General features: G+C 72.4%; 19 protein-coding genes, 1 tRNA gene and 2 pseudogenes. 10 read left to right on the forward strand and 12 right to left on the reverse strand.

Features of this window, described 5'->3' with window-relative positions; genetic code table 11:
* Positions 1 to 145: 145 nt before the first annotated feature.
* A complete protein-coding gene (locus tag LO772_RS10930; RefSeq protein ID WP_231778212.1) occupies positions 146 to 559 on the reverse strand; it encodes a hypothetical protein in 414 nt (137 codons plus the stop codon).
* Positions 560 to 1130: 571 nt separating this feature from the next.
* On the opposite strand from LO772_RS10930, the gene LO772_RS10935 reads away from it, so the two are divergent.
* The gene (locus LO772_RS10935) at positions 1131 to 2750 is read left to right on the forward strand and encodes a WxL domain-containing protein (protein WP_231778213.1); all 1620 of its coding nucleotides are present in this window, start codon (positions 1131 to 1133) and stop codon (positions 2748 to 2750) included.
* A gap of 467 nt (positions 2751 to 3217) precedes the next feature.
* Positions 3218 to 4921: a hypothetical protein gene (locus tag LO772_RS10940; RefSeq protein WP_231778214.1), complete on the forward strand. Its 1704-nt coding sequence runs from the start codon at positions 3218 to 3220 to the stop codon at positions 4919 to 4921.
* A gap of 136 nt (positions 4922 to 5057) precedes the next feature.
* Here LO772_RS10940 and LO772_RS10945 read toward each other — a convergent pair whose 3' ends face one another.
* The gene (locus LO772_RS10945; RefSeq protein ID WP_231778215.1) at positions 5058 to 5618 is read right to left on the reverse strand and encodes a hypothetical protein; all 561 of its coding nucleotides are present in this window, start codon (positions 5616 to 5618) and stop codon (positions 5058 to 5060) included.
* A gap of 590 nt (positions 5619 to 6208) precedes the next feature.
* Here LO772_RS10945 and LO772_RS10950 point away from each other — a divergent pair.
* The 4 genes from LO772_RS10950 to LO772_RS10965 all read left to right on the forward strand — a co-directional run bounded on the left by LO772_RS10950 (position 6209) and on the right by LO772_RS10965 (position 9695).
* The gene (locus LO772_RS10950; protein ID WP_231778216.1) at positions 6209 to 6601 is read left to right on the forward strand and encodes a hypothetical protein; all 393 of its coding nucleotides are present in this window, start codon (positions 6209 to 6211) and stop codon (positions 6599 to 6601) included.
* 523 nt (positions 6602 to 7124) lie between these two features.
* The gene (locus LO772_RS10955) at positions 7125 to 8885 is read left to right on the forward strand and encodes a SulP family inorganic anion transporter (RefSeq protein ID WP_231779494.1); all 1761 of its coding nucleotides are present in this window, start codon (positions 7125 to 7127) and stop codon (positions 8883 to 8885) included.
* On the forward strand, positions 8882 to 9343 hold the full coding sequence (locus LO772_RS10960) for a pyridoxamine 5'-phosphate oxidase family protein (protein ID WP_231778217.1): 462 nt from the start codon (positions 8882 to 8884) through the stop codon (positions 9341 to 9343). The genes LO772_RS10955 and LO772_RS10960 overlap by 4 nt, the downstream gene beginning before the upstream one ends.
* Positions 9344 to 9512: 169 nt before the next feature.
* Positions 9513 to 9695 carry a hypothetical protein gene (locus LO772_RS10965; RefSeq protein ID WP_231778218.1) on the forward strand — a complete coding sequence of 61 codons (183 nt, stop codon included), beginning with the start codon at positions 9513 to 9515 and terminating at the stop codon, positions 9693 to 9695.
* A 117-nt stretch (positions 9696 to 9812) separates the two neighbouring features.
* Here the strand turns inward: LO772_RS10965 and LO772_RS10970 are convergent, their stop codons facing one another.
* Both LO772_RS10970 and LO772_RS10975 read right to left on the reverse strand, forming a co-directional pair.
* Positions 9813 to 10454 (reverse strand): glycoside hydrolase family 3 N-terminal domain-containing protein, encoded by a 642-nt coding sequence (locus tag LO772_RS10970; RefSeq protein WP_231778219.1) that lies wholly within the window; start codon positions 10452 to 10454, stop codon positions 9813 to 9815.
* A 1606-nt stretch (positions 10455 to 12060) separates the two neighbouring features.
* Positions 12061 to 12134, reverse strand: a tRNA-Val gene (locus LO772_RS10975).
* 168 nt (positions 12135 to 12302) lie between these two features.
* Here LO772_RS10975 and LO772_RS10980 point away from each other — a divergent pair.
* Together LO772_RS10980 and LO772_RS10985 are read left to right on the forward strand one after the other, a co-directional pair.
* Positions 12303 to 13604, forward strand: coding sequence for a hypothetical protein (locus LO772_RS10980; protein ID WP_231778220.1), 1302 nt, complete (start codon positions 12303 to 12305; stop codon positions 13602 to 13604).
* Between the two features lie 334 nt (positions 13605 to 13938).
* A complete protein-coding gene (locus LO772_RS10985) occupies positions 13939 to 14421 on the forward strand; it encodes a hypothetical protein (RefSeq protein ID WP_231778221.1) in 483 nt (160 codons plus the stop codon).
* 111 nt (positions 14422 to 14532) lie between these two features.
* Here LO772_RS10985 and LO772_RS10990 read toward each other — a convergent pair whose 3' ends face one another.
* The 3 genes and pseudogenes from LO772_RS10990 to LO772_RS11000 form a co-directional block, all read right to left on the reverse strand.
* On the reverse strand, positions 14533 to 15387 hold the full coding sequence (locus tag LO772_RS10990) for an HAD family hydrolase (protein ID WP_231778222.1): 855 nt from the start codon (positions 15385 to 15387) through the stop codon (positions 14533 to 14535).
* A pseudogene (locus LO772_RS10995) lies at positions 15384 to 17962 on the reverse strand (phosphoribosyltransferase). The gene LO772_RS10990 and the pseudogene LO772_RS10995 overlap by 4 nt, the downstream one beginning before the upstream one ends.
* A gap of 310 nt (positions 17963 to 18272) precedes the next feature.
* A pseudogene (locus LO772_RS11000) lies at positions 18273 to 19445 on the reverse strand (HpcH/HpaI aldolase/citrate lyase family protein); the annotation flags it as partial.
* A 485-nt stretch (positions 19446 to 19930) separates the two neighbouring features.
* On the opposite strand from LO772_RS11000, the gene LO772_RS35770 reads away from it, so the two are divergent.
* Positions 19931 to 21379, forward strand: coding sequence for a TerD family protein (locus LO772_RS35770; RefSeq protein ID WP_269453185.1), 1449 nt, complete (start codon positions 19931 to 19933; stop codon positions 21377 to 21379).
* A gap of 38 nt (positions 21380 to 21417) precedes the next feature.
* Here the strand turns inward: LO772_RS35770 and LO772_RS11010 are convergent, their stop codons facing one another.
* The 5 genes from LO772_RS11010 to LO772_RS11030 form a co-directional block, all read right to left on the reverse strand.
* Positions 21418 to 22104 carry a Tellurium resistance gene (locus LO772_RS11010; RefSeq protein WP_231778223.1) on the reverse strand — a complete coding sequence of 229 codons (687 nt, stop codon included), beginning with the start codon at positions 22102 to 22104 and terminating at the stop codon, positions 21418 to 21420.
* A gap of 172 nt (positions 22105 to 22276) precedes the next feature.
* Positions 22277 to 23449 (reverse strand): DUF475 domain-containing protein, encoded by a 1173-nt coding sequence (locus LO772_RS11015; RefSeq protein WP_231778224.1) that lies wholly within the window; start codon positions 23447 to 23449, stop codon positions 22277 to 22279.
* 113 nt (positions 23450 to 23562) lie between these two features.
* Positions 23563 to 24141 carry a TerD family protein gene (locus LO772_RS11020; RefSeq protein WP_231778225.1) on the reverse strand — a complete coding sequence of 193 codons (579 nt, stop codon included), beginning with the start codon at positions 24139 to 24141 and terminating at the stop codon, positions 23563 to 23565.
* 206 nt (positions 24142 to 24347) lie between these two features.
* A complete protein-coding gene (locus LO772_RS11025; RefSeq protein ID WP_231778226.1) occupies positions 24348 to 24923 on the reverse strand; it encodes a TerD family protein in 576 nt (191 codons plus the stop codon).
* Between the two features lie 127 nt (positions 24924 to 25050).
* The gene (locus LO772_RS11030; protein ID WP_231778227.1) at positions 25051 to 25509 is read right to left on the reverse strand and encodes a peroxiredoxin; all 459 of its coding nucleotides are present in this window, start codon (positions 25507 to 25509) and stop codon (positions 25051 to 25053) included.
* Between the two features lie 232 nt (positions 25510 to 25741).
* On the opposite strand from LO772_RS11030, the gene LO772_RS11035 reads away from it, so the two are divergent.
* On the forward strand, positions 25742 to 26770 hold the full coding sequence (locus LO772_RS11035; RefSeq protein WP_231778228.1) for a maleylpyruvate isomerase family mycothiol-dependent enzyme: 1029 nt from the start codon (positions 25742 to 25744) through the stop codon (positions 26768 to 26770).
* Positions 26771 to 26860: the final 90 nt, after the last annotated feature.

The following is a 26860-nucleotide window of genomic DNA, read 5'->3' on the forward strand; positions in this document are numbered from 1 at the left end:
CCGCCGACCGACGCCCGGCTCCTCCGGCGGGCGCGACGCGCTCACACGCCCCCTCCCGTCGGCACGCCAAGAGCCTGCCTCCGGCGAATCGCGCCCGGAGGCAGGCGTTTTGGCGTGGCCCAGCGACCGCGAGGCGCCGGGGCCGCTACCAGTTGATGGTTCCGCCCGTGGTCACATCGCACGTGATGTCACCGATGTCGGGCGCGTGGATGATGAACTTGTGCGACGTGGTCACGGTGGCCGTGGTGACCGCGGGGCCCGAGAAGTCGTCGAACAGCACGTTGGTCGACGACGCCAGCGTCACACTGGTGAACGACCCGGCGCTCGTCTGCAGCTCGACCGGGATGCCCGCGGGAATGGGCTGGGGCGCGGGGACGGTCGTCGACACGGCGAATTCGCCGCCCGTGCCGAAGGGCTCGATCTCCACGTCGCCGGACCCGAAGCCCGAGCAGCTGACGCTGAGGGTCGGCTCGGCGGACGCCGGCGGCGCCACGGCCACGGCGAGCGCCACCGCGCCGACGGCGCCGACGACGGCGGTGACAGTGCGTTTACGGATCATCTGTTGAATCTCCTGTTCACGCGGTTTCCGATGTGCGGAACCACATTGCCGACCCGGCCGGCACGATTGCCGGAACGGCCTGCGCGCGTCGGTCGACGCGGTCCCGACGATTACCGATCAACACCCCGATCCGCCGCGGATATCCCGAGGAAAGATCCGCATCCCGGGGCGGTTTCGAGGCCTTGCGACGACGAGCGACAAACCCACGCGTCGGCCTCGTAACGCCACACAGTGAAGCCCGCACTCCGAATATGTGTCAATGGGCTTTTCAAAATCATTTGTCGATTCCGCACAATCCGATCACGGCGTTTTCATCATCAAGTCCCGGCGGCCCATGATCCAGATTTCCGGCCCTCGATCTTGGTGACACGTGTCAAATCGACCGGCCCTATTTCCGGTATTGACTTCTCCGACACCTGTTGAGAAATTGCGCGGTGCACACTGCGGGACCTCTGCCCCCGCCACCGGGGCCACGGCGCATCGGCCCCGGACGCGTACGCCGTACGACCGCCCGAAACGGCGGCCGTACGAGCCGAAGCAGCCACGTTCGATCGCGAAGGAGACCTGTCACTTGTTGCGAAGACTGACCCGCCGCCGGGCCGCCGGCACGGCCGTGGCCGGAGCGCTGGCCGTCGCAGGCGTCGGCCTGGTGGCGCTCGCCCCGGCCGCGCACGCCGGCACGGTCAATGCGACGGTCCGGTGCACCCCGCCCATCGTCGCGCCCATGGAAGGGCCGCAGGACATCACCGTCGAGCTGACCCCGGCGACGGTCGCGTCCGGCGGGCTGGTGCACGCCGCGGTCACCCTCGGCCCCAGCCCCGCCACGAGCCCCATCGCGCTGTCGGACATCCCGATGACGCCCAGCATCACCCTCGCCATGCACGGCGCGGCGACCGGCCAGGTCACCGTGACGGGCCCGACCACCTTGATCGACGTGCCGGCCGGGCAGCCGATCACGGCCCCGCCGTACGCCGGTGACTTCACCGTGCCGCCCGGTGTCACCGGCGGCATCGACTTCACCATCGTCAGCATGAACACCCAGACCGACCTGTCGTCGATGGGCCTCGGCATCCAGAACACGCCGTGCTCGCTCACCGCCGGCGGCGACGTCACGGTCGCCTCGGTGACCGTCGAGGGCAGCACCGGGGAGAACCCGACGCTGAACGTCGGCGCCCCGGCCGCCCACACCGGCACCGACATCGCGCTGACCGGCGCGAACTTCGCGGCCGGCGCCACGGCCTCGCTGACGTTGTGTCAGACCGACGGCACGGGCTGCGTGGCCTCGGCGTTCACCGCGAAGACCATCGCGATCGACGCGTCCGGCAAGCTCACCGGCACCGCCACGCTCGCCAAGAGCGGCATCCCCGACGGCGACTACCTCGTGCAGGTCACCGACGGCGCGAAAGCCGCCACCGCTCCGCTGCACGTCAGCACCTTCGTCCCCGTGGGCGACCCGGTGCTCACTCTCGACCGCGGCTCGGGCGCGGTCGGGACCGTCGTGAACGTCAGCGGCAGCAACCTGCCGCCGAACAGCACCATCCGGCTCAACGGCGTGAACGCCCAGGGCGGCACCGAGTCGGGCTCGAAGAACTACGTCACGAACGGCGACGGCGTGCTCGCGCCCTCGCCGTACACGATCCAGACCGCGGGGACGACCGGCGTCCGCGTACGGCTGCTCGACGTCGCCGGATCGCCGCAGTACGTGCTGCCGTTCACCATCAGCGCGGACCTGCGGCAGACCCCGACGGTGACGCTCGCCGCCGGGCCGCTGACCATGACCCAGGCCGGCGACGCGATCAACTTCGGCTCCGCGACCCTCAACGGAACGGCGCAGACGCTCACCGCCAATCTCAACCAGGTCACCGTGACCGACAGCCGCGGCGGCAACCTCGGCTGGTCGCTCACCGGCACGATGACCGACCTGGTCGCCGCCAACGGCACCGACAAGATCCCCGCGGGCAACATCGCGTGGACCCCGTCGTGCGCCGCCGCGCCCGGCAGCCTCAGCAGCGTGACGAACGGTACGCCCGGTCCCCTGGGCACGTCCGCCGCCACCCTGTGCGCGCAGGCTCCGGACCCGGCCGCGGCGACCGGCGGCGAATTCACCGCGGACGCCGGGCTCACGCTCACCACACCGGCGTTCGCCGCGGCGGGCACCTACACGGGAACGCTAACGCTCTCGCTCATCTGACCGCTCGTCCGACCGCTCACCGGTCGGCTCGCACCACCCGCTAGACCCGCTCGACCCGCTCGACCGTACGTCTCGGGGACCGGGGCACCCCGAACAATCGGGACCGCCCGGGTACTCGGCCGACCGCAATTCCGCATGCGGCCGAGTACCCGGGATTCCACGACCGGAAATCATGAGACCGCGCCGTTTTCATCCGGTCGAGGAAATCCCCTCCGCGCCGCGGAATCACGCGACACGTGCCACCAATATCTTTTCCCTGAATTATTGACTGTTCCGCGGCCGGCATGTGAATGTGCCTCAGCATCTTCCGTTTGGTTTGCGTTCGCCGCACAGCGTCCTGACGTACGGGGGCTGCGAACCGATTCCACTCCCCGGACCGACGACCGAGGGTCACCCGACCGACGCGGTGGACGTCCTCCGGTGCCCGCGCCGTGGCGCGCCGCGCACCTCGACCCCGAAGGAGTCCGGTGTTTCCCCTGCGAAGACTGCGCGCGACACGGTCGGGAGCCGTGTTGGCCGGCTCGGCCCTGGTGCTGTCCGGCGTCGGCCTGACCGTACTCGCCCCGGCCGCCCACGCCGGGACCGTCACCCCCACCGTGCACTGCGTCCTGCCGGCCGGGCAGGGCGAAGGCACCGGGCCGCAGAGCATGACCGTCGACCTGTCGCCGGCGAGCACGACGCCGGGCAGCACGGTGCACGCCGTCGTGACCCTGGGCCCGGGCGCGACGAACAGCACCCAGACCATGAACGACATCCCGACCACGCCCAGCATCCACCTGGCGATGAGCGGCGGCGCGACCGGCAACGTGACCGTGACCGGCCCGACCACCAACATCGACGTCGTGGCCGGGCAGCCGGTGCAACTCCCCACGTTCGAGGGCGACTTCCTGATCCCGGCGAGTGCGAACGGGGTCGTCGAGTTCACGCCGACCGGGACGTCCACCGTCACCCGCGTCCTCGGCTCCAACTTCACCACCCCGTGCGACGTCGTCTCCGGCGGCGGCGTCGTGGCCACGGTCACCGCCCAGGGGGCCGGCAGCGAGCAGCCGTCGCTGACCGCGCCCACCGGCGTGATCCGCCCGGGCAACGCGATCGCGTTGTCCGGCGCCGGCTACGTCGCGAGCGCCGCGGCCGTCCCGGCGCTGTGCGACGCGTCCGGCGGCAGCTGCGACACGGGGCTGTTCACGGCGCACTCGCTCACCATCAGCGCCGCCGGCGTGCTGTCCGGTTCGGCGACGCTGGCGCGCTCCGTCGCCGACGGCAACTACGTCGTGCAGGTCACCGCGGGCGGCAAGATCGCCCAGGCGCCGGTGACCGTCGAGGCGTTCGTCCCGGTCGGGAACCCCGTCATCACCCTGGACCGCGGCCGGGGGCCGGTCGGCACCGAGGTCAACGTCAGCGGCAACAACTTCCCGCCCAACACCACGGTCCGGCTCAACGGCGTGAACGCCGCCGGCGGGGTCGAGTCGGGGTCGAAGAACTACACCACGAACGGCAGCGGCGTCCTGGCGCCGTCGCCGTACACGATCCAGACCGAGCAGACGACCGGGATCCGCGTCCGCCTGCTCGACCTCGCGGGCACGCCGCAGTACATCGTGCCGTTCACCGTCGCCAACGACCCGCCGACCGTCGCGGTCGGCGAGACGACGACGCACCGGGGCGGCACGGTCGCCGTCTCCGGCGTGAACTGGACCCCCGGCACGACGCCGACCGCGGCACTGTGCGCGGCGAACGGCACCTCCTGCACCGCGGCGTCCCTCTCGGCGTCGTCGCTCGCGATCGCCGCGGACGGCACGCTCTCGGGCACGGTCACGATCGGCAACAGCGTCGCCTACGGCTCGTACGCCCTCGCCGTCACCGCGGGCGGCCAGACCGCCACGACCCCGCTGAGCGTGCAGCAGCGGTGGATCCAACTGTCGCCCTCCAGCGGCGCGTTGGGCACGGTGACGACCGTCGTCGGCAAGGGCTACGGCACGCTCGCGTGGATCAAGCTGTACGGCGTCGACGCCGCGGGCGTGACGACCGACGACTACAGCTACGCCGCCGCGGACATCTTCGGCAACTGGGTCACGTGGATGGCGATCCAGGACCCGGACACGACCGCGATCGTCGCGGCGGAGACCTTCGCCCCGAGCAAGAAGGCCTCGGCGAGGTTCGGCATCACCCCGTGACACACCGCACCCGCACAACGACGCGCGCCCGGGGCGATCCGCCGGGCGCGCGCCGTGTCGTCGTAGCGCCGCCGAGGCCGTCGCGGCGGCCCGGGCGCCGTGCGGCGGAGCCGCGCGCCGCACCCGAAGCCGTGCGTCACATCGGTGTCGCGGGCGACGCCGCGGCCCCCAGGACGACCTCCAGCTTGTCGAGCGCCGTCAGGTAGACGCTCTCCGCCAGCTGGCCGTCCGCCACCCCGCCCTGCACGTACGCGTAGACCATCTCGACGCTGCCCAGCGCCTCGTAGACCAGGAAGCCGGTCACCATCGCGTCGAGGTGCGTGCCGGTCATGGACACCGCGACCGCGTCGGGCCTGCCGACGTCCATCGGCGTCACCGTCATCGCGACGGTCTCGCCGTCGCTCGCGCGCACGCCGATCGTCTGGCACGTCGCGATGGCGTCCCGCAACTGCCCGTGCGCGCGCTGGACCTCGCCGGGCGCGGCGGCGTACAGCGTCTCGGAGACGAGCATGTCGGCGGCCGTGAACGCGACCTCGGACGGGTTCCGGTCGCCGCCGGGCGCGGTCGCGGCGTCGAGCGCCGTGCAGCCCGACGCGCCCTCGCCGAGCGGGGCCGGAGCCTGCGCGCCCGGGACGAACGGCTCGCCCATGTCGGTCTCGTCGAGCAAGGCCGCCTCGAGGGATTCCCGAGGCGGCACGTCCCCGGGTTTCGGCGGCGGCGGCGTGGTCTCTGTCGGTGGAGCCGCCCGCACGCTCGCGGACGTGGCGGATGTCCCCGACGGCCCGCGCGGCCCCGAATCCGCGTACGCCGCGCTCCCCGTCGCCCCGACGGCACCGATCGCGGCCACCGCCGCGGCGACGACTGCGGACCGTGCCTGCGCCCGCGTACGGCGCGCGGCCCGGGGACCCGCCCCACGGTTTCCAGCATTGACAGCGGTCATCGAAGGCCTCCAGACCGTCCCCGACGCGCGGACCACACGGCCACCGGGCGCCGACGGACACCGACCGGGAAACACCAGCCCATCCCAGAGTCCCGCCGAACCGGCGGGACCGCATGTCGCGCGGGCCGGGCCCCGTGCCGACGGCCATCCGGCCCAGTCGCCGGGGCCGCCCGGCCGCCGCGAAAAGCACCGCACCCGCCGCCCGGGAGGCCGTTCCGGCCCCGGCCGCGGCCCGCACGCTCCCCCGTGCGCCCCACCCGGCCCTCCCCCACCCGGCGTTTGCGCTGGTCGGCGCCCTCCTCCGCTCCCCGGGATGCGGACAGCGACCAACTGATTACGCTGAACGCATGACCGAGACAGTGCATCGGATACCGCTTCGCGCGCCGCTCCGCAAGCCGGCCGGCGCCGTGGTCCTGGTGGGCGAATGGCGCCAGCACCACCCCGCCCACGCACGCGGCTGGGTTCGCGCGTACAGCTTCGTGCTCACCGGGTCCGCCGAGGACCGCAGGCCGTGGTCCATCCGCTTCCGCCTCCCCGAGGTCGTCGGCGCGCGCGTCAACCCGCTGCAGACCTTCACCCGCTTCGACGTCGTGCGGGACGGCCCCGAACACTTCGCGATCACCGCCCGGCCGGGCCACATCCCCCCACCCGGCGGCACCCTCGCCGTGGACCTCCAACTCCTGCACGAGACCCGTGAGTTCGCCGGCGACCCCGGCCTCCTCGACCTCACCTTCGGCTGAGACCGGACCGCGCCCGGCCGCCGCGACCGGCGGCCGACCGCGAACGCCGCGGGCCCCGAAGCGACCACGCCTCGGGGCTCCACCGCCGGTGGCGACCAACGGGTCGGCCGGGGGATCGGGCGGCCACCGGTTGGCTAATTGAAAATTTCTTCAATTTATTACATGATGCAGCGTGTGCGCGCCAGATGGGCCGCCCGATGGGCCGTGAGGGTCGTCCGGCCTCGGTCGCGTGCGGCCGACCGCGCTCGTCGGGCACGCGGGCGGCACCCGGGCCGGGCCCACGGCGGCGCGCGCTCGGACGAGGACGAACGCCGGCGGCGCGGTCACAACGGGCCCGCGGACGGCCGCAGAGGAACGGAGCAGGCCGGTTGACCCCCGCGCAGCCACACGCCGACGAGAACACCGACGCGACGCGGTCGCACGAACCGTGTGAGCCGGAGGCCGCCGCGTCGTGAGCACCCCGCTTCGCCCGGCCCCGCACCGGGTGCGCTCGCTGTTGCCCGTACGCGCCGACGTCGCGGCGATGCGCCGGCAGCCGTCCCGCGACCTGCTCGCCGGCTGCACGGTGGCCATCGTCGCGCTCCCGCTCGCGCTCGGCTTCGGGATCTCCTCGGGGCTCGGCGCCGAGGCCGGCCTGGTGACCGCGGTGGTCGCGGGCGTGCTGGCGGCGGTGTTCGGCGGATCGAACCTCCAGGTCTCCGGGCCGACGGGGGCGATGACCGTCGTCCTGGTGCCGATCGTCCACAAGTACGGCGCGAACGGCGTCCTGACCGTCGGCTTCCTCGCCGGTCTGCTGCTGATCGGACTCGCGCTGCTGCGCGCGGGCCGGTACATGGCCTACATCCCGGCCCCCGTCGTGGAGGGCTTCACGCTCGGCATCGCCGGGATCATCGCGCTGCAACAGGTCCCGGCCGCGCTCGGCGTGCCCGTCCCGGACGGCGACAACACCGCGGTCGTGGCGTGGCGTGCCGTACGGGACTTCGCCGACGCGCCGCACGGCGCCGCCGCGGCGGTGGCCGCGTCGGTGGCCTTCGTCATGCTCGCCGGCACGCGGCTGCGGCCCACGGTGCCGTTCTCGCTGCTCGCGGTGGCCGGCGCGACCGCGTTCGCCCAGGCGGCGCACCTGGACGTGGCCCGGATCGGCGAACTGCCCGCCGGGCTCCCGGCGCCCGACCTCGGGTTCCTCGACGCGTCGGCGCTGTCGTCGCTACTCGCCCCCGCGATCGCCGTCGCGGCGCTGGCGGCCCTGGAGTCGCTGCTCTCGGCGACCGTGGCGGACGGCATGACGGTCAATCAGAAACACGACCCGGACCGGGAGTTGTTCGGCCAGGGCGTCGCCAACCTGGCCACCCCGCTGTTCGGCGGCGTACCGGCCACCGCGGCGATCGCCCGGACGGCCGTCAACGTGCGCAGCGGCGCCGGCTCGCGCCTCGCCGCGATCACCCACGCGGTGGTCCTGGCCGCGGTGGTGTTCGCCGCGGCCCCGCTGGTCGCGAAGATCCCGCTGGCCGCGCTCGCCGGGGTCCTGCTGGCCACCGCGATCCGCATGGTCGAGGTCGGCTCGGTGCGCGCGATGGCCCGCGCCACCCGCGCGGACGCCGTGATCCTGGTGTCGACCGCCGCCGCCACCCTGGCCCTCGACCTGGTCAAGGCGGTCATCCTCGGGCTGTTGGTCGCCGGGGCACTGGCGCTGCGCGCGGTCGCGAGGAACGCGCGGCTGGAGAACGTACCGCTGCACGAGGACCTGCCCGAGGACCACAACGCGGAGGAACACGCGCTGCTGGCCGAGCACATCGTGGCGTACCGCATCGACGGCCCGCTGTTCTTCGCCGCCGCACACCGCTTCCTGCTGGAGTTGTCGGACGTCGCCGACGTCCAGGCGGTCATTCTGCGCATGTCCCGCGTCAGCACGATCGACGCCTCGGGCGCGCTCGTCCTGGGGGACGCCGTCGAGCGCCTCGAACACCGCGGCATCACGGTCTACGTGTCCGGCATCAGGCCCGGCCACGACCGCACCCTGGACGCGGTCGGGGTCATCGACCAACTCCGGGCCGAGGGCCGCGTGTTCGCCGGCACACCCGAGGCGATCGCCGCGGCGCGCGGGCACCTGCACCGGGTGGGCGTCCTGCCTCCCGCGGCCGAGGGCTCCCCCACCGACAGGCCGTCCGGGACCGACGGACCGGACGACACGGCCACGACCGCGACCACCGCCACGACCGAGGCCGCCCGGGAATCCGCGGGACGCGGTTCCGCCGAAGCCGCCCGACGGGAGCACATCCGATGACCGCCGCCCACGACCCCGCCGCACCGCGCCTCGTCGAGGTCTCCGGCGCCGAGGCGCTCTGGCTGCTGGACGGCTCCGCCCTCGGCCGCCTGGTGTTCACGCTGCGCGGCCTGCCCGCGATCCGGCCCGCCCGGCACATCCTGGAGCACGGGACGCTGGTGGTCCGTGCCGCGATACCGCCCACCGCGCTCGTCACCGACGCCGGGCGCCCGGCGGTCCTGGCGTACCACGCCGACGCCATCGACCCGACGACCGCGCACGGCTGGTCGGTCACCGCACTCGGCCCGGGCGAACCGGTCGCCGACCCGCACGTCGAGGCGCACTACCGCCGCAGCCTGCCCGGCTGGGCGCACGGCCCCCACGACACGCTGCTGCGGCTGCGCCCGCAGGCCACCACCGGGCACCGGCTCACCGCGGCGTCCGCCGTCCCGGATCCCCGACGCCGCGGGGGCGCGTGACGCCCCCGAGCCGCCCACCCGCAACCCCGCCGAGAGGCCCACCGATGGCATACGCGACTCCCGCCACCGCGTCCGACGGACACCCCCCGGTCCCTCCGGCGCCGATCGTGCGCGCGACACTGGACCAGGCCGCGCCAAGCGGCACACATCCGCGCGCCGGGGAGCCCTCGTGACCGACCACCCCTCGCCGGAGCAGCCGCGCCCGCCGCTCCCGCCCGTGCGCCGCGGGGAGTCCCAGAAGGAGATGGAGCGCGGCATCATCCGCTGGATGATCGTGTTCTTCTTCGGCACCCACCTCATCGGCGGCGGCATCTGGCTCGCCATCTACCTCAGCGGCCACGGCGGCACCTGACGCCCGCGTCGCGGTCCCGGGGGCGGGCGTACCGCCGCGGTGCCCCGGCCCGACCTGCTTTGCTCCGGTCATCCGGCGGTCGCGGCCCCGGGGTCCGGGTGGACCGGTTCGACGCGGTCACGCCGGGTGTACAGGCCCGGTCACGACACCGAAATCGGTGCACACGATGCCGTCGAAACCCAGGCGTTCGCGCAGCAGCCCGGTCACGACACCCTTGTTGAACGCGAAGCCCACCTCTTCGTATTCGGCGCCCACCGGCATCCCGTAGTACGGCATCACCTGCGCCGCGCCCGCCTCCAACACCTCGACGAACGGCGTCAGATGGTGCTCGAACTGCCCGCCCGGATCCACCTGTTCGCGGCCGTCGGCGCAGTGCGGGGCCAGACCGTCCTTCTGCGGACCGCCGCCCGGGAAGTGCTTGACCATCGTCGCCGCCGAGTCCGGCCCCAGCGCACGGCCCTGGAACCCCCGGACGTACGCCGCGCCCAACCGCCCCGTCAGCCTGGCGTCCTCACCAAAGGTCTGAATAATGCGCGCCCACCGCGGCTCGGTCGACAGATCCAACCGCGGGTGCAGCGCGACCCGGATCCCCGAGGCCAGATACTCGCGGCGGGCGACATCCGCGAACTCCTCCACCACCTCGTCCGAACCGATCGCCGCGAGCCCCAGCGGCTCCGGCCCATGGGAGAACTCCCCCGACCGGTTCGCGGACAGCGGGTTGTCCGACATCGAGTGCCGGGGATCGGTGGACAGCGACACGGGATCCGCAGGGGATGCTCGGCCGCGATCCGCTGCCGCGCGTTGTGCAGCCGCGCCACATCCCGGCCACCGCCCGCCCCTGCACCAGGAACGCGGTGATCCGCCCGTCCCGGATCAACGACGCCACCGGACCGCGCCCGTATTCGTCCCGCGACTCCGGATCCACGATCCCCGTATGCGCGTGATACAGCAGCCCGACCTTGTCCCCGACCCCCAACCGCGGCATCAGATCCGCCAGCCGGGCCTCCGCCGACAACGACGCGTCCTCATACGGCAGCACGACGCCCACAGGCACCCCTTCCCTCACCCCGAAACCCCACCCGCCCGCCATCCCACCCACCACCCCCCACCAAGGCAACCAGTTGCCACCAGTTACGCCCCCACCACGCACAACAAAACCCCGAAGCAAGATCGCTTCGGGGCTTCGTCACAGGTGGGCACAGACAGACTCGAACTGTCGACCCCTGCTTTGTAAGTTCGCACCGATCCCCCGACTGCGGCCTGTTACTTCGCTCGCATGCAGCTACCCCGACGGATCACTATTCGCCCACATCCGCGCTGGACCACGCCCGTTGGTGTCAAACGGTGATGTCACCTGCTGGCGGGCTTCGTGCCCCTACCAGCCGACCGCTCCTACTCTGTTGGAAGCAAAGCGCGGGGCTTGAACGGTAGTTCCTCCTCGGTCGGGCATGCCTGCACGCCCCCGGGTTCCCGGAGGGGCGCAACAGCTCCGGAGGCACATTGACATCTCCCGTCGCTCCAGGGCACCGACTTGCGGCGGAACGCAGGTTCTGGGTTGTTTGGCTGGTGTTGTTTCGCGTCAGGTTCGCGATGCTGGAAGGGCCTGGGAGCCTGCGCAATATGGCTAACACACCCATATGAGAACCAACCCGCAGGTCACAATGGGGACGTCCCGACCAAGGAGCGATCGTGCCCCCGGAAACGCCTTCTCCTCCGTCCCCTCCTGCGCCCCCCTCCGAGGCGGCACGGCTACTTCGCAAGATACTGATATACATCGCTTTGCTCGTCGCTTGTGGGGTATGCATAGTCCTCACGGACAATGACGAGGACCCCAACCTGTTCTTTGTGGTGCTTTTCGTCCTGGCGCTCCGAACCCTGTACCTCGTTGTTTTGCTATGGAACGAGCCCTGGCCGCCGCTCCGTCGACGCAGGTAGGTCGGCCTTGAGCCACCACCGAAGCAAGTGCCATGGGACGCAGACTTACAACGGGCAGTGAGTGGTTACGCCACCACTCCGGAACGAGTGCGTCCCGGTCGCGGCCAAAAGTTGGGCGGCGCCCCCGGGTGCCTCGCAGCACCGCTGCGACCTCACGAATCAGGCTAAACAAGCGTCGACGGTCGTTGCCGTTCTCCCGGTGGTCAAGCCCGCTGACTGCGAACGACTTCCGCCCGGTCGGTGGGGAACCGCCGTGACCGGCGGCCACGCCGCACGCGCGGCGGGGCCCCGGCCGGCCGGGCGGTGGCGCGCCCGCTCGCGGGCGCGCCCTTGACCGGATGCTCGGCCGTCGCCGCTGACCGACCCCGTTGATGTCGAAAACAGATGTCAGAAGCCCCGAAGCAAGATCGCTTCGGGGCTTCGTCGCGGGTGGGCACAGACAGACTCGAACTGTCGACCCCTGCTTTGTAAGAGCAGTGCTCTAACCAACTGAGCTATGCGCCCGTGGCGGACAGCGTACCGAATCGGAGTGGGCGTGTGCGCACGTGTTTGGGGGGTGCGGGCGGGGGCCGCGGGGTGGGGTGGGACCTGGGAAGATGGGGGTGAAGTCTGCGGGCGGCGACGGGAGCTGGAGTGGCACTCGGGGCGGTACGGCACCGGATCGGTTCTGGGGTGGCTGTGCTGTGGTCGGGGGCGGTGGTGGTGTCGGTGGTGGTGCCGCAGGCGTTCGCGGGTGGGGAGACGCGGCCGTGGCGGCGGCGCAAGGAGGCCGCACGGGCCGCCGCGGCGACCGCGCGGGAGGCCGCGGGCGAGGCGTTCCTGCGGCTGGATTCCGCCCAGCGCGACCTGCGGATCTCGTTGGAGACGGTGCGTGCCGTCGAGCCGTCGGCGGCCGGTGACGACGCCCTGCGGCGGTTCGGGGCGCTGAGCGATGCGGTGGACGAGGCCAGTGCCGCGTACATCGCCGCGATGGACCGGCACCCACTGGACGCGGAGGACCTGGAGACCGGCGCCTACGAGGCGGCACGGCGCGAGCTGGACGCCGTGGCACGGCGGCTCGACGCGGTCGGCGCGGAACTCGAACGGTTCGCCGGGTCGATCGGCCCGATGATCGCGCGCGCGGACGCCGCCCTCGCGCAACTGGTGCCGAAAACCGAGCAGGCGCGGCAGACCGTGCGCGCGGCGGACGAGGCGGCGCGCACCGCGGTGCGCGAACGCGTCGCCCCCGCGTCGTACGAGCGCAAGACCGCCGAACTGCACGCCGAGCTGGCCGAGTTGGAGAAGGGCGCGGCGGCGCACGGCGTCGCGGGCACACTCGCCCTCGCGGCGCGCGTCACCGAGACCGCCCAGGCGCTGTACGACGAGGCCGAGCGGCTGCCCCGGCTGCGCGACGACGTGACCCGGCGGCTCTCGTCGCTGCGTACGCGCGCGCAGGCGGTCGCGTCCCGGGCCGAGAACCTGGAGCCGGCGCTCAGCCGGCTGCGGCAGGGCTACAGCGCCGCGTGCTGGACGGATCTGGAGGGGGCGGGGGCGCTGGTGGCGCGCTCCGTGGAGGTCGCGGAGGCCCGCCTCGACGAGGCCGCGACCGCGATCACCGCCCGCGCATGGGCGGACGCGGTCAGCCGCCTCGCGACCGCGCGCGCCACGCTGGGCAACGCCGACGACGCGATGGCCGCGGTGCACGACCGGCTGCGCGACCTCGACGAGGTCGCCCGCGACCCCGGCGCGGAGATCGAGCGAACGCGCTTCGCACTCCGCGACGCGCAGCGGCTCGCGGTCGGCGACCGCGCCACGGCGGAGGACAAATACGCGCGGCGCCTGGACGCTCTCGTCTTCCGGCTGGAGGCCGTCGGCACGGACGCCGACACCCCGCATCCCGATTGGTGGCGTTTCCTGTCGGAAACGCGCGCGATCCGGTCGGAGATCGGCCGCATCGTGCAGCAGATCCGCGACGACCGGGCGAGCGGCGCCTGACGCCGAAACCGGCGGCCGACGAGCCGGATCCGCCACGCGGCACCGAAAGTGATATTTGCCACACCCCACGACTCGGCAAATAAGGACAAACACCCCAGATCCTTCTGCCCAGCGTGCGGATTCGACCACTCTGCGCGACGATGCGGGCCGCCCGCGCCACAAGCCTTCACCTCGTCACCCGTTCGGACGTTTAAAGTCGTCAGGACTGCGGTAGATCAGGGCGCCTTTCTCTCCGGAGCCCTGCCCAGGGGCCCACCCCTGCGCCGCGTGACCGCCCCACGGGCCGCACCGCGTCCGCCGACGCGGAGCGACCGCGACACTCCGGGAACAGGCCATGCCCGTGAACTTCATGCCGATGCTCGCCTTCGTGGCACTCGCCGTCGCCCCCTGTGTCGCCGCGCTGCGCCGCACGCCCAAGGCCGATCCGGCTCCCGACATCCCCCTGAACGCGTCCGACCTGCACGACGTACGCCGCATGCTGCACACGGCCTACGAGGAGGAACGCGATCTCCTGCACGAGCAGGCCGTGCGCTGGCTGGGCTCGCTCGGCCGCGCGCCCCTGCGGGTGACCGACGCGCACCCCGCGCCGCGCGGGCTCGGCGGCGACACGGTCGTCCTCAGCGACGGCACCGTGCTGTGCCTGTCCGACACCGGCGAAGCGATCCACGAACTGGTGTACGCCCTCGACCGGTTCGTCGAGGTCGCCCTCACGCGCGTGCGCGCCGCACGGGACGGTTTCCAGCTCACGTTCGACATCGAGGGCCACGCGGTGCACGCGAGCGCCGAACTGCTCACGGTGCGCGGCGCCGACGTCTGACCCGGGCGGCACCGCGGGCGGCCGGGACCCTCCTCCGGTCGCCCGCGTGCCTCGGTCAGCCGACCGGCCCCGCGCCGACCGCCCCCGACCCCGCCCCCGCCGAGGCCCGCGTCACCCGCCGACCCGGTCGAGCAGCCACTCCAGGATCTCCTCCCCCGCACGCACTCCCGCCGACCGCGTCGCGACCACGTGCGGCGCGGTCCACTCCGTATCGGCCAGTTCCCCGTGCCCGGGCCGGATTCCGGCATCGGCCGCGAGCAGCAGTTCGATGTCGAGCAGCGAATCCCCGGCCGCGAGCACCGTCCGGGCCCCGGTCCGGCGCCGCACCTCGTCGACCGCGGCACCCTTCGTGAGCGCCACCGGCACGAAGTACAGCTTGCGGCCCTGCAGCGAGACCCCGAAGCCGCGCTCCGCCGCCCAGCCGGTCAGCTCCTCGACCAGCCCGGCGGGGACGAGGGCGCGCTCCAGCACCAGATAGGCGAACAAGTCCTCCGCGACGCGCAGCTTGTGCGTCCACCGCGGGTCGCTCACCGCCTCCAGGTGCGCGACGACCTCCGCGAGCGGCGCCGAATCCTCGGCGAGGCGCTTGCGCACCCCCGCGTACCAGTCCTCGTCGGTCCGTCCGCCGACGAGGATGTGGCCGCCGTTGGCGCAGATCGCGTACGCGGGCACCGGGCCCGGCAGCGCGATGCGCCCGTACTGCTCGCGGGTGCGCGTCGTGGTCGGCACCAGCAGCGCGCGTTCCGCGAGGGTGGCGATCCGTGCCGCCGACGCGCCCGTCAGGAACGAGATCGGCGCGCCGTCGTAGACCTCGACGCACTCCAGCGCGGGAGGCTCCTCCCCCGGGCCCAGGCCGAGGCGCGCGGCGTCCCGCGAGTAGATGAGCGTGCGGTCGAGGTCGCACGCGGCGACCACCGGGCCCGCGTCCGGGTGCGCCGTGGCGCCCTGCCGCCGGTCGTTCGTCACGTGGCTCCCTGTTCGCTCCGGCGGAATCCGGGCTTGACCAACCCGACGCACGAGTACGGCAGTTCGTCCACCTCGACGACCTCCACCCCGCGCTGGTCCGCGAGCATGCGGACGTGGTCCAGCTCCGTGCCGACACCGCGGCGCGCGAGGATCATCCACGGCACGCGGCGCAGCAGCACCCGCGTGGTCTCGCCCACGCCGGGTTTGATCAGGTTGACGTCGCCGATGTCGTACGCCTCGCCGATCCGCTCGACCGCACGCCATCCCGCCCACGTGGGCCGCCGGTCGGACGCGGCGAGCACCGGCCACTCGCGCGACACGGCGTCGGCCACCTCGGGGAAGCGCGCGCTGACGGCGTCGAGGAAGACGTTCGAGACGTCCGCGTCCGCGAGTTCGCGGTAGAACTTGGCGCCGTGGAAGTCGTCCGGCCCGATCAGACCGGGGCGCAGCACCGTCCGCGAGACCAGGCCCGAGACGGTCGAGTTGAGGCACGCGGACGGGATCAGGAAGTCGTCGCGGGTGCCGTACGTCGTGACGCACGACCCCGGGTCCGCCAGCACCGCCAGCTCGTCGGAGAACCGCAGCCCGGTCGTCTCGGCCAACTCGTCGAGCGCGGCGGTCAGTTCGCGGGTGATCGCGCCCTTGCCGGTCCAGCCGTCGACGAACATCACGCGGGACGGGTCGTACTCCCGGGCCAGCCGGCGCAGCGCGACCGCGTCGATGCCGCGCGCCCGCACGATCGAGACGGAGTAGTGCGGCACGTCCAGGCCGTGCGCGTAGCGCGCCCAGCGGCGCATCAGGATTCCGACGGGCGTGCCGGCGCGGGCCAGCGACACCAGGACGGCGTCGCGCCCGCGCTCGGCGAGCACGATCTCGGTGACCACGCCGACCGCGTGCGCGAGGCGCGCCGCGGACTGCTCCAGCGCGGTGTGGAAGAGCGCCTGGTACTCCGGCGACGGCTGGTACTCGATCGGCAGCGACTCCGCGTAGTGGGCGCCGCCGTGCTGGATGGCCTCCTCGCGTTCTTCGAGCGGCGCCTCGAGCTCGACGTCGGACAGGTCCTTGAGCAGCCACGCGACCTCGTCGGCGCGGTAGGAGGAGAACTCCGGGCCGACCAGCGGCTCGGGCAGCTTTCCGGTGTCGCGCGTGTCGTGGGAGCCACGGACGTCACGGACGGTCATCGGACCACCTCGGTCTCGGGTACGGACGGCGTCGCCGACGGCGGCGGCACCCGGCTCGGCAGCACGACCAGCACGACCCGGTCGGTCACCCGGGCGAGTTCGTCGAGCAGTCCGCCGGGCGCGTGCAGCGCGGCGGTGTCGGCCGCCGAGTCCACGGCCGCGACGATCGCCTCGAAACGCCGTGCGGGATCGCCGCCTGGGTCCACGTTGTACGCGAAGCGGTCGCCCGGCCCGTCGGCGGGGTCGTCGTGGGCCGGGAACACCAGCCGCGTGCGGATCGCGTACCCGGGGTCGTCGACGGCGAGCACCGGCGACCGCGTCGTGGTCGAGAAGCGCACCTCGGGGCGCACCTGGGCGAACGCGGGAGCGGCGGTCGCGTCGGCGAGGGCGAGGGCGAGGCGCAGCGGGACGTACATCAGCTCCTCGCAGCCGAGGACCAGCACCCGGCGCGCGCCGACGATCTGGGTGGCGAGTTGTTCGCCGAGCACCGGCAGCGCCTTCTCCAGCTCGGCCCGGTGCGCGGGGGTGAACCCGTGCCGGCCGCCGTCGGGGAGGTCCGCGGGCCAGTCGAGGACAAGCCTGACCACCGGCGCCGGACCGTACTCCGGCTCGGCGCGCCGCGGCGTCCGCTGCCGGGCCTCCTCGGCGGCGACCAGGGCCGCGCCGCGCGCCAGGGCGTCGGGGGGCAGCGTGACGGTCCCGGAGGCCAGGGCGACGACGTCGACGCGGACGCCCAGGCGGGCCGCGAACGAGACCATGTCGAGCCGGTCGGCGGGCGTGCGTACGTCGATCAGGGCCGCGACCACGTACCGGGCGCGCGGCGCGGCCCGGTGGATCGCCTCGATCGTGTTGAGGACCGTGCGGCCGGTGGACAGTTCGTCGTCGACGAGGACGAGCGGGCCGCCGCCCGCGAGCAGGTCCGGATCGGCGGGCAGCAGCAGGTGCGACGTCGCGTGCGAGTGCTCCTCCTCGAAGCCGCCGACGGGCGCGACCCCGGCGACCGGCCGCCGGGTGGAGTGCAGGTACGTCGCCCCGGACAGCGCCTCCGCGACGCAGTGGCCCAGCCCGGTCGCCGTCTCGGCGTAGCCGATCACCAGCGGCGCCGCCGCCGGGTCGCCCAGCGCCTCGCCGACCCGGCGCCCCAGCTCCAGCCCCGCGCCGTGCACGACGCGCGGGAGCTGCGGCACGTGCTTGCCGAGCACGGTGGAGACCAGCAGGTGAGCGCGGCGCGGGTTGCGGCGCAGGGCGAGCCCGACGAGGCCGTGCAGCGCCTCGGTGTCGTGCTCCGCTTCCGTGCGCGGCGTGCCGAGGGCGTACGCCCCCCGGGCTCCCGATGCGGCCGGCTCCGCGGGGGCGCCGTACGGTCCGCGGCGTGCCGTGACGTCGGTCGATATGTCGGGGCCTATGCCGTCCTCCGACGCACGGAGCCGTAGCCCGAGCCGCCGGGCGACCCAGGCGCCCGCCCACTCGGCGGTGCGCGGCACTCCGCTGATCTGACTACCCGTCACGGTGTTGTTCTTGTTCACCCGATGCCATATCCGTCCGTGATGTTTCGGCGGCGACCGACTCGGCCCGGGGCGCGCGTCCGGCGTGCCGTGCGGGGCCGCCGACCGTATCGCCGCCCTGATCGTCGCGGCGTGCCGCCGCGACCGCCCGGGCCAGCCTCGCGGCCCGGTCCCCGTCCGCCTTCGCCGACGCCCCGCCGCCCGACGCGGAGGCCGCGAGCAGTTCGACGAAGCTCACGTCCTCCGCCGCGACCCCGAACGCGCCCGCGCGCCGCATCACGGCCTGCGCCCACGCCCGGTGCGGCTTCACCTCGTTCATCTTGTTCGTGTACGCGGACCGCAGCACGCCGCCGCCCGCCGCGCTCTCGGCGAGGATGTCCGAGGCGTCGCTGAACTCCTCGTGCGTCACGACCGACATCGCGTGGATGACCGCGACGTGGGTGGGGTGGATCGCCGTCTTGCCGAGCAGCCCGTTGGCCTTGTCCAGCTCCAACTCCCGTATCAGCCCGTCGAGATCGGCCGAGATCAGCCGCGAGCGCAGCTCGACCGCGACGTCCGGGTCCTCCGACTCCGCGAACGGCGACCGGCGCAACTGCGGCTTGAACAGCCGTTCGCCCGCGGGGAAGTACTCCCACACCGGGCCGGAGATCACGAACCCGGTGCCGTCCGCGCGGCCGAAGACGTTGACGATGTCCGCGATCAGGTCCGCGACCAAGTGCACGTCGTACGCGGTCAGATCGCGCGAGCGGCGCAGCGCGTACGCCGACGAGAAGTCCGTGGCGCCGATCCGCACCGCGAGGATCTGCTCGCGGTGCGCCGCGATGAGCGCGGACAGTTCGATCAGCATGCGGCGCCGGTACTCGAGGTACGCGATCGCCGGCGATTCCAGCACCGGCATCGCGAGGAGCCGGTGTCCGCCGACGGATCGCGCCTCGGCGAGGGCCTTGAGGTAGCGCGCACCGATGTCCGGCTCGAACTTGGGCATGACGAACCCGGTCAGCACCGAGAGCGCCGGGCCGAGGCGTTCGGTCAGGTCGGTGATCTGCTCCGGCGTGCGCACCCGCACGAACAGCAGCGGCCCGTCGGCACCCGACGCGGCGTGTTCGGCCAGCTGACCGATCAGGTTGCGCTCGCCCCGCTCGACGTCGCGGTCGTCGATCGAGTCTTCGAGGCACAACACCATGGACGTCACCCCGCGCGCCGCCTGCTTGGCGATGTCGGTCGCGAGGGTGGGGCGGGTGGCCGGGCTGTAGAGGGTCGCGCCGAGGGCCGCCGCGAGCACGGATGCCTCGGAATCCCGGCTGAAATCCTGGGGCGGACGGTGGAACAGGTGCCGCAACTCCTGGTCGTCCAGGAATGCGAAGTGGCGCATCTCGTTCCCCCTTGCTGTCGAGTTTTCCCGGTCCGGGCGCGTCCCCCGCGCGCTTTGCCCTGCGGTAACTGGGACCTGTTTCGCGCCCCAAGGCGCGGTCGCGCCCAACCGGGTAGACCCGGCAGGCACACATACGGTAACCGAAAAGCAAAATGGCAGAAGATCCGTCCGGACGCATGTCCCAGACGTTCACGGGCTTGTCACAGCCGTGTCACGCACGGGCCGTCCCCTCGCTTCTCGGTCGCCGGGACGACGAAACACCATGCCACCGAGGGTATCCGCGACATTCGGCCACACACGGTGACGGCCGAAAACTCGTGAGCGACGAGGCCGCCGCGGAGCCGCGCTTTCCGGATACTCACCTCTCAGGCTCGCATATCGGAACCGTCCCGATCGGCGGGATCGCGGAAAGTTCCGGTACGGACGGCGCGGATCCGGCCGCTCCCGCATTGAGCGCCGGGCACCGGAAGGGGCAGGATGTGCCCATGACGCAGGTGATGACCAAGGGCGCCAACACGGTCCTCGGCGCGGATTCGGTCCGGGTCGTCCTGGAGTGGCGGACCGGTCCGGGAGTCCCGGACATCGACTGCTCCGCGCTCCTGCTCGGCGCCGACGACCGGGTGCGCAGCGACGCCGACTTCGTGTTCTACAACCAGCCGAGACACCCGTCCGGCGCCGTCGTGCACGGCGACAAGGTGGTGGCGCCGTCGGGGTGCTCCGACGCCTTCCGGGTGGACGTGGGCGCGTTGGAGCGCGGCATCGCGAAGGTCGTGGTGGCCGGGTCGGCCGACGGCGGCCGGGTCGGCGCGGTGCCGGGGCTGATCCTGCGCGTCTTCGACGCGGTCGGCGGGGGCGAGCTGCTCAACTTCCCGGTGACGGGCGCGACGACCGAGACCGCGTTCGTGTTCGGCGAGATCTACCTGCGCAACGACCAGTGGAAGTTCCGCGCGGTCGGCCAGGGGTACGACTCGGGCCTGGCGGGCCTGGCCACGGATTACGGCATCAACGTCGACGACGAGGACGACGCACCGCCGCCGGCGGCCCCGACGCCGTCCCGGGCGCAGGCCACCCCCGCCCCGGTCACGCCCGCCCCGGCCGCGCCGTCCCCGGCTCCGGCGGCGTCCCCGGCCCCCGCCGCCGCGGCCCCGGTGCCGCCGCCCACGCCGCGTCCGGCCGCACCCGCGCCCGCCGCGTCCCCCGCCTCGGGGGTGTCCTCCTCCGGGGTGTCCTCGCAGTGGCCCACCCCCGCGCCGACGACCGCGGGCCCGCCCGCGTCCCCGGTGGCCCCCGCCGCGGCGGCCCCGACCCCGTCCGGGCCCGCGGCCGAGCGCCCGTCGCGCCCCGGGGCGCCGATCGGCTCACCTCCGCCGGGCGACCTCGCGCCGACCGCGCTCATGCCGATGAGGCTGCCGACCGACCCGCCGCCGCTGCCCGCCTCCCCCACGGGCCGCCCGGCGGCCGAGGAGCAGGCTCCGTACGGCGGTGCGCCCATCCCGCCGCCGCCCGGCCCGCACACCCCGGTGGGCGCTTCCGGTTTCCCGCAGACGCCGTCGCACGGGCAGCACGCCCAAGTGCCACCGCCCCCGACGGCCTCCGGCCCGGCCACCGGCCCGACGACGGGCGCCCCGACGCCGCCGGGAGTCCTGCACATGCCGCAGGGCGGCCCGCAGTACGCCGTCGTCGCGACCGGCCACCAGCAGCCCTCCGGTCGTTCACAACCCGGTCATTCCCAGCCGGGTCATTCACAGCCCGGCCACGGGCAACGCGGCCACGCGCAGCCGCAGCAGCCGTACCCGTCGCACCAGGCCGCGTTCCCGCCGCCCGGGCAGTCCGCCCCGGCCCCCCACGGCCACGCGCCCGGCCCGCAGCACCCCCCGGCCGCGCCGCAGACCCAGTGGCTGAACTCCCCGCCGCAGGGCCCGCAGTTCCAATAGCCGACCGGCGACCGGCGGCCGTCGACCGGGCCCGCGCGCTACTTGTAGCCGCGGGCCCAGACCAGGCCCCAGCCGAACGCCCGGTCCAACTCCGCCTGGAAACCGTCGATGTAGCGCACGACGCGGCGCACCGTCAGGTCGTCGTCGCGGTTCTCGACGAGTGCGACCGCGCACGTGCGCGCGCCCGCCGAACGCTCGTCCAAGCGCACGTCGATGGGCCGGCCGGCGTTGGGGAACAGGCTGACGACGCCGTTGGCGTGGTCGAACGCGGGCGTGCCGTCGTAGATGTAGACGAAGATCAACAGCCGCCTGAACAGGCGCACTTGGTCGAGGTTGATGAACATCGTCTCGCCGGACGCCGATCCCGTGCGGTCGTCGTGGTCGAGCCGGATGTAGGGCGCCTGGTTGAAGTCGCCGTAGAGGTTGCCCAGGGCCTGGACGACGCCCTTGGAGCCGTCCACAAGCTCCCACATGCAGCCGAGGTCCAGGTCGATCTTCTGCGGCAGCGGCGGCGCCTGCACCTCCATCGGGCGGAACAGTCCGCCGCGCGGCTTGCCGGGTGCCTCCTCGTAGGACTGGTTCCAGTTCAGGTTGACGCGCAGCGTGCCGGTCGCCGACCCCTGTTGCGTCAGCGACACCTCCGGCGTGCTGCGGGTCAGCGTGACCTTGTGGCCGCCGGCCTCCGGTTCGCCGACCAGACCCTGCTGCCGACCGAACAACGGCATCGCGCCCTCCCCGCCGTGCCACCACCGCGCTCCGTGACGGTGCTCGCACAAAAATAGCCGTACCGCACGCGACTCCGTGAGGTGTGCGTGCGGTACGGCTTGTCGGATCGTTTCACCGGCCCCGCTCGGGACGGCTCCGGTCACCCGCCGCCGGGCGCCTGATCAGGCGCGATCAGACCCTGGCCTCGACTTCCGGTTCGGAATTCTGCCCGCCCGATCCCGGCTCGTGGCCGACCCTCTTGTTGCGGACCACCGAGGAGGCGAACGCGGCGCCGATCAGGATGACACCGATGAGCCCGGTGATCACCTCGTTGATGTGCGTGCCGATCGTGACGAGCAGGATCGCCGCCAGGGCGCCGATCGCGTAGTGGGCGCCGTGCTCCAGGTAGACGTAGTCGTCCAGCGTGCCCTTGCGGACCAGGTACACCGTCAGCGACCGGACGTACATCGCGCCGATGCCGAGACCCAGCGCCATCTCGAAGATGTCGTTGGTGATGGCGAACGCGCCGATGACACCGTCGAACGAGAAGGACGCGTCGAGGACTTCCAGGTACAGGAAGAGGAAGAACGCGGCTTTTCCGGCGAGGCCGACGAGCCGGACGTTCCCGCTTCCGTTGCTCTGCGCGGTCGGTACCGCCGCCTTCTCCTCCTCGTCGTCATCGTCGTCGTCCTCGTCGTCTTCGTCCTCGAGTTTGTTCTCGAAGTAGTCCGACAGCCCGCCGACGATGAGATAGGTGATCAGGCCCAAGAGCCCCGAGATCAGCACGGTCGCCGTCTTGTCGACGGTCTCGTGGTCGCCGACCAGGGCGTCGGCTCCGGCGGTCGTCGCCGTGACGAGCAGCGCGCCGATCGCGATCAGCACCGACAGGACGTCGAGCTTGCCGAGCCGCGCGAGCGGCTTCTCCAGCCACGAGAGCCACGTGTGCTCACGCTCCTCGAAGATGAAGTCGAGGAAGATCATCAACAGGAAGATGCCGCCGAACGCCGCGATGGCCGGGTGCGCGGCGGTCACGAGACGTTCGTACTCGTCCTTGTTGTTGATCGCGAGGTCGACGGTTTCGATCGGACCCATCTTCGCGGTGATCCCGACGATGAGCAGCGGGAAGACCAGGCGCATGCCGAAGACGGCGATCAGGATGCCGATGGTGAGGAAGATCTTCTGCCAGAAGGCGTTCATCTTCTTCAGCACGCTGGCGTTGACAACCGCGTTGTCGAACGACAGGGAGATTTCCAGGATGGACAGGATCGCGACAACCGCGAAGCCCTCCCACCCCCAGAAAATGAAGGCCGCGACCAAACCGATCACCGTCACGGCGAACGACCAGCCGAAGGTACGGAGCAACACGGGGCGAAAGTCCCTTTCCATCCAGTCAGACGTGCCAGATAAGCGGGCCGGATTTCGTCCTTGGAAACGGCAAGGGGCCGGTCACCGTCGCGACCGGCCCCCGACCGGACCGATCACTGCACGCTGACACCGAAGTCCAAGGCAATGCCCCGCAGCCCCGAAGCGTACCCTTGGCCCACCGCGCGGAACTTCCACTCCCCCTGGTAACGGTAAAGTTCTCCAAAGATCATGGCTGTCTCGCTTGACGCATCCTCCGTCAAGTCGTAGCGGGCCAACTCGTTTCCGTCCGCCTGGTTGGCGATCCGGATGTACGCGTTGCGCACCTGGCCGAACGTCTGGCCGCGCGTCTCGGCGTCGTAGATCGACACCGGGAACACGATTTTCTCGACGTTGTGCGGGACAAGGGTGAGGTCCACCAACAGGACCTCGTCGTCGCCTTCTCCTTCACCGGTGAGGTTGTCGCCGGTGTGTTCCACCGAACCCTCAGGGCTCTTCAGGTTGTTGTAGAAAACGAAATAGTCGTCGCCCAGCACCTTGCCCGCGGCGCCGCACAGCAGGGCGCTGGCGTCCAGGTCGAACGCCGCGCCCGTGGTGGCGCGGGCGTCCCAACCGAGACCCACCAGCACGGCGGTCAGGTTGGGTGCCGCCTTGGTCAACGAGACATTGCCGCCCTTGGCGAGGGTGACCCCCATGTAATCCTCCTGCGTCCGCTTAAGTCCCCGACCGAAGCCTAGTCAGCCATAACCGGCCGCGTCTCCCTCCCGGAAGAGACGGTCCGCGCTCAAGGGATATCCCTCCCACGATGCAGAACGCCCGCCGGCGCACGGCCGACGGGCATCCCGTTGTGTTGTGTCCGTCATCGGACGACGGCCGGGAATTCCCAACCGCTGATGGTTCGTCAGACGTTCACACCGAAGTCCTGCGCGATACCGCGCAGACCCGACGCGTACCCCTGGCCGACCGCGCGGAACTTCCACTCCGCGCCGTTGCGGTACAGCTCGCCGAAGACCATCGCGGTCTCCGTCGACGCGTCCTCGGTGAGGTCGTACCGGGCCAGCTCGTTGTTGTCCGCCTGGTTCACAATGCGGATGAACGCGTTGCGGACCTGGCCGAACGACTGCTGGCGGGTCTCCGCGTCGTAGATCGACACGGGGAAGACGATGCGCTCGACATCGGCGGGAACGGACGCGAGGTTGACCTTGATCGCCTCGTCGTCGCCCTCGCCCTCACCGGTGAGGTTGTCACCGGTGTGCTCGACCGAGCCGTCCGGGCTCTTGAGGTTGTTGAAGAACACGAAGTGCCCGTCCGACAGGGTCGTCCCGCCGGCGTTGAGCAGAATCGCGCTGGCGTCGAGGTCGAAGTCCTGACCGGTCGTCGTGCGGACATCCCAGCCCAGGCCGACCAGGACGGCCGAAAGGCCCGGGGCCTCCTTGGACAGGGAGACGTTGCCGCCCTTGCTCAGGCTGACTCCCACGAGTCCTCCATAAGATCGAGGAGCTCGCCCGCACGGGCCGAACTCCGGAATTTGCCGTTACGGCTGGACAACGATCCGATCCTAGTCACGAGTTCCGGCCGCCGCCGTGATCCCGGAGCCGTCCTCGTCAGAGCGCGCCGAGAGCCTTCACGTAGTCGTTCAGGTCACGCGCGTCGGGCAGCCCGTTGACGACGGTCCAGCGGACGACGCCCTCCTTGTCGATCACGAACGTGCCGCGCACCGCGCAGCCCTTCTCCTCGTTGAAGACGCCGTACGCCTTGGCGACCTCGCCGTGCGGCCAGAAGTCGGACAGGACCGGGTACTCCAGCCCCTCCTTCTCCGCGAACACCTTTTGGGTGAACATCGAGTCGCAGGAGACCGCGAGAAGCTGGACGTCGTCGTTGACGAACGTCGGCAGCTCGTCGCGCAGCGCGCACAGCTCGCCCGTGCACACCCCGGTGAAAGAGAACGGGTAGAAAAGCAGGACGACGTTCTTGGCGCCCTGGAAGTCGGAGAGCTTGACGACGCTCCCGTGCTGGTCCTTCAGCTCGAAGTCGGGGGCCTTGCTGCCGATCTCGACGGCCATGGTGCGTCCTTTCGACCAACTGCGATGTGACGGTGCCGCGCCCCGGGCGGGGCTTCACCGGCCTCAGTCTGTCATCCGCCGCCGCCCGCGCCGGACCTCGGTGGTACCGGAGCAGCCGGGAATGCGCCGGGAAAACCGCCGGAGCCGGGCGGGCGTCGGCGAAGCCGTACGGCGGTCCCGAGCGATCGGGCCGGTCGCTTGGCGCGAAACCGCCCAGGGAAGGATGGGGGGCATGGCGACGACCGCACGGCAGCACCAACCGCCGGAGCCGTCCCCGGCGGGGCGACCGCCCGGCGCTCTTCCCGACCCCCCGCGCGGCGCGGCGTCGACGCCCGTCGCCGACCAGCGCTCCCGCGCCCTCGCCGCGTGGGACGCCTTCCGCGACATCGCCGTCGCGATCGACCCCGACGCCCCGTCCCGGCTGCCCGGCTGGACCGGCCGCGACGTCGTCGTCCACCTCGCGTCGTGGCCCGAGGAACCGTTGCTCGCGCGCCTCGTGGACGAGGCACGCGGCACGCGGTCGGCCGCCGAGCGGCCCCTGGACACCGACGCGGCCAACGCGGCACTCACCGCCGCGCACGCCGACGCCACCCACGCCGACCTGCTGGCCGCCCTCGACGACGGCCGCGCCCGGCTGGACGCCGCGTACGCCGCCGCGGCCGACGAGGGCATCGGCCTCGCCCCGACCGGCTCCCAGGTCGGCCCGGTCCCGCTGCTGACCCAGCTCGGCGCGATCGCGTACGAGCTGGCCGTGCACGCCGCGGACCTCGTCCCGTGCGGGGCGCCGCCGGCCCCCGCGGAGCTGGCCGACGCCGGCCTGCTCGCCCTCGCCGACACCGCGGGCGCCCTCGCCGCCCGCCACGGCCTGACCGCCCGTGCCGCACTCGTCGTCCCGTCCGGCGGCTGGTCCTTCACCGCGGCGAAGGACGGCTGGAGCATCGCCCCGGCCCACGGCAGCGCGCCGAAAACCACCCCGCAGAACGCCCCCGCCGCGGCCGGCACCGCACCGAACGGCCCGGGCCCGAGATACCCCGCCGTACGCGCCGCCTCGCCCGCCGTCCTCCTCGACGCCTCCGCCGGACGCCGGGCCGTGCCGACCCTGCTCCTCAAGCGCGAGCTGAAACTCGACAACATCGCCGGGCTGCTGGCCCTGGCCCCGCTCCTGGACCACGTCCCCGGCATCCCGGGCGGGCCCGCCCTCAAGATCGCGGTGACCTGGCTCGGCGGCGTCGGGCGCGCGGTCGCCCGCCTCCAGGGCTGATCCCGCCCGGCACGGCAAAGGGCGCGGGAACCGTGCGATGAGAAAATCCCACCGACGTTCCCGCGCCCTCCGTTCGCTGTGTCGGTCGCG

Origin of the sequence: Yinghuangia sp. ASG 101, assembly GCF_021165735.1 — a bacterium.
In the GTDB taxonomy this organism is placed as follows: Bacteria; Actinomycetota; Actinomycetes; order Streptomycetales; family Streptomycetaceae; genus Yinghuangia.

Coding starts and splice junctions, on each gene's coding strand:
- LO772_RS10930 (WP_231778212.1), bottom strand. CDS start 559: ATGATCCGTAAACGCACTGTCACCGCCGTCGTCGGCGCCGTCGGCGCG.
- LO772_RS10950 (WP_231778216.1), top strand. CDS start 6,209: ATGACCGAGACAGTGCATCGGATACCGCTTCGCGCGCCGCTCCGCAAG.
- LO772_RS10955 (WP_231779494.1), top strand. CDS start 7,125: ATGCGCCGGCAGCCGTCCCGCGACCTGCTCGCCGGCTGCACGGTGGCC.
- LO772_RS10960 (WP_231778217.1), top strand. CDS start 8,882: ATGACCGCCGCCCACGACCCCGCCGCACCGCGCCTCGTCGAGGTCTCC.
- LO772_RS10985 (WP_231778221.1), top strand. CDS start 13,939: ATGCCCGTGAACTTCATGCCGATGCTCGCCTTCGTGGCACTCGCCGTC.
- LO772_RS35770 (WP_269453185.1), top strand. CDS start 19,931: ATGACGCAGGTGATGACCAAGGGCGCCAACACGGTCCTCGGCGCGGAT.
- LO772_RS11010 (WP_231778223.1), bottom strand. CDS start 22,104: ATGCCGTTGTTCGGTCGGCAGCAGGGTCTGGTCGGCGAACCGGAGGCC.
- LO772_RS11020 (WP_231778225.1), bottom strand. CDS start 24,141: ATGGGGGTCACCCTCGCCAAGGGCGGCAATGTCTCGTTGACCAAGGCG.
- LO772_RS11030 (WP_231778227.1), bottom strand. CDS start 25,509: ATGGCCGTCGAGATCGGCAGCAAGGCCCCCGACTTCGAGCTGAAGGAC.
- LO772_RS11035 (WP_231778228.1), top strand. CDS start 25,742: ATGGCGACGACCGCACGGCAGCACCAACCGCCGGAGCCGTCCCCGGCG.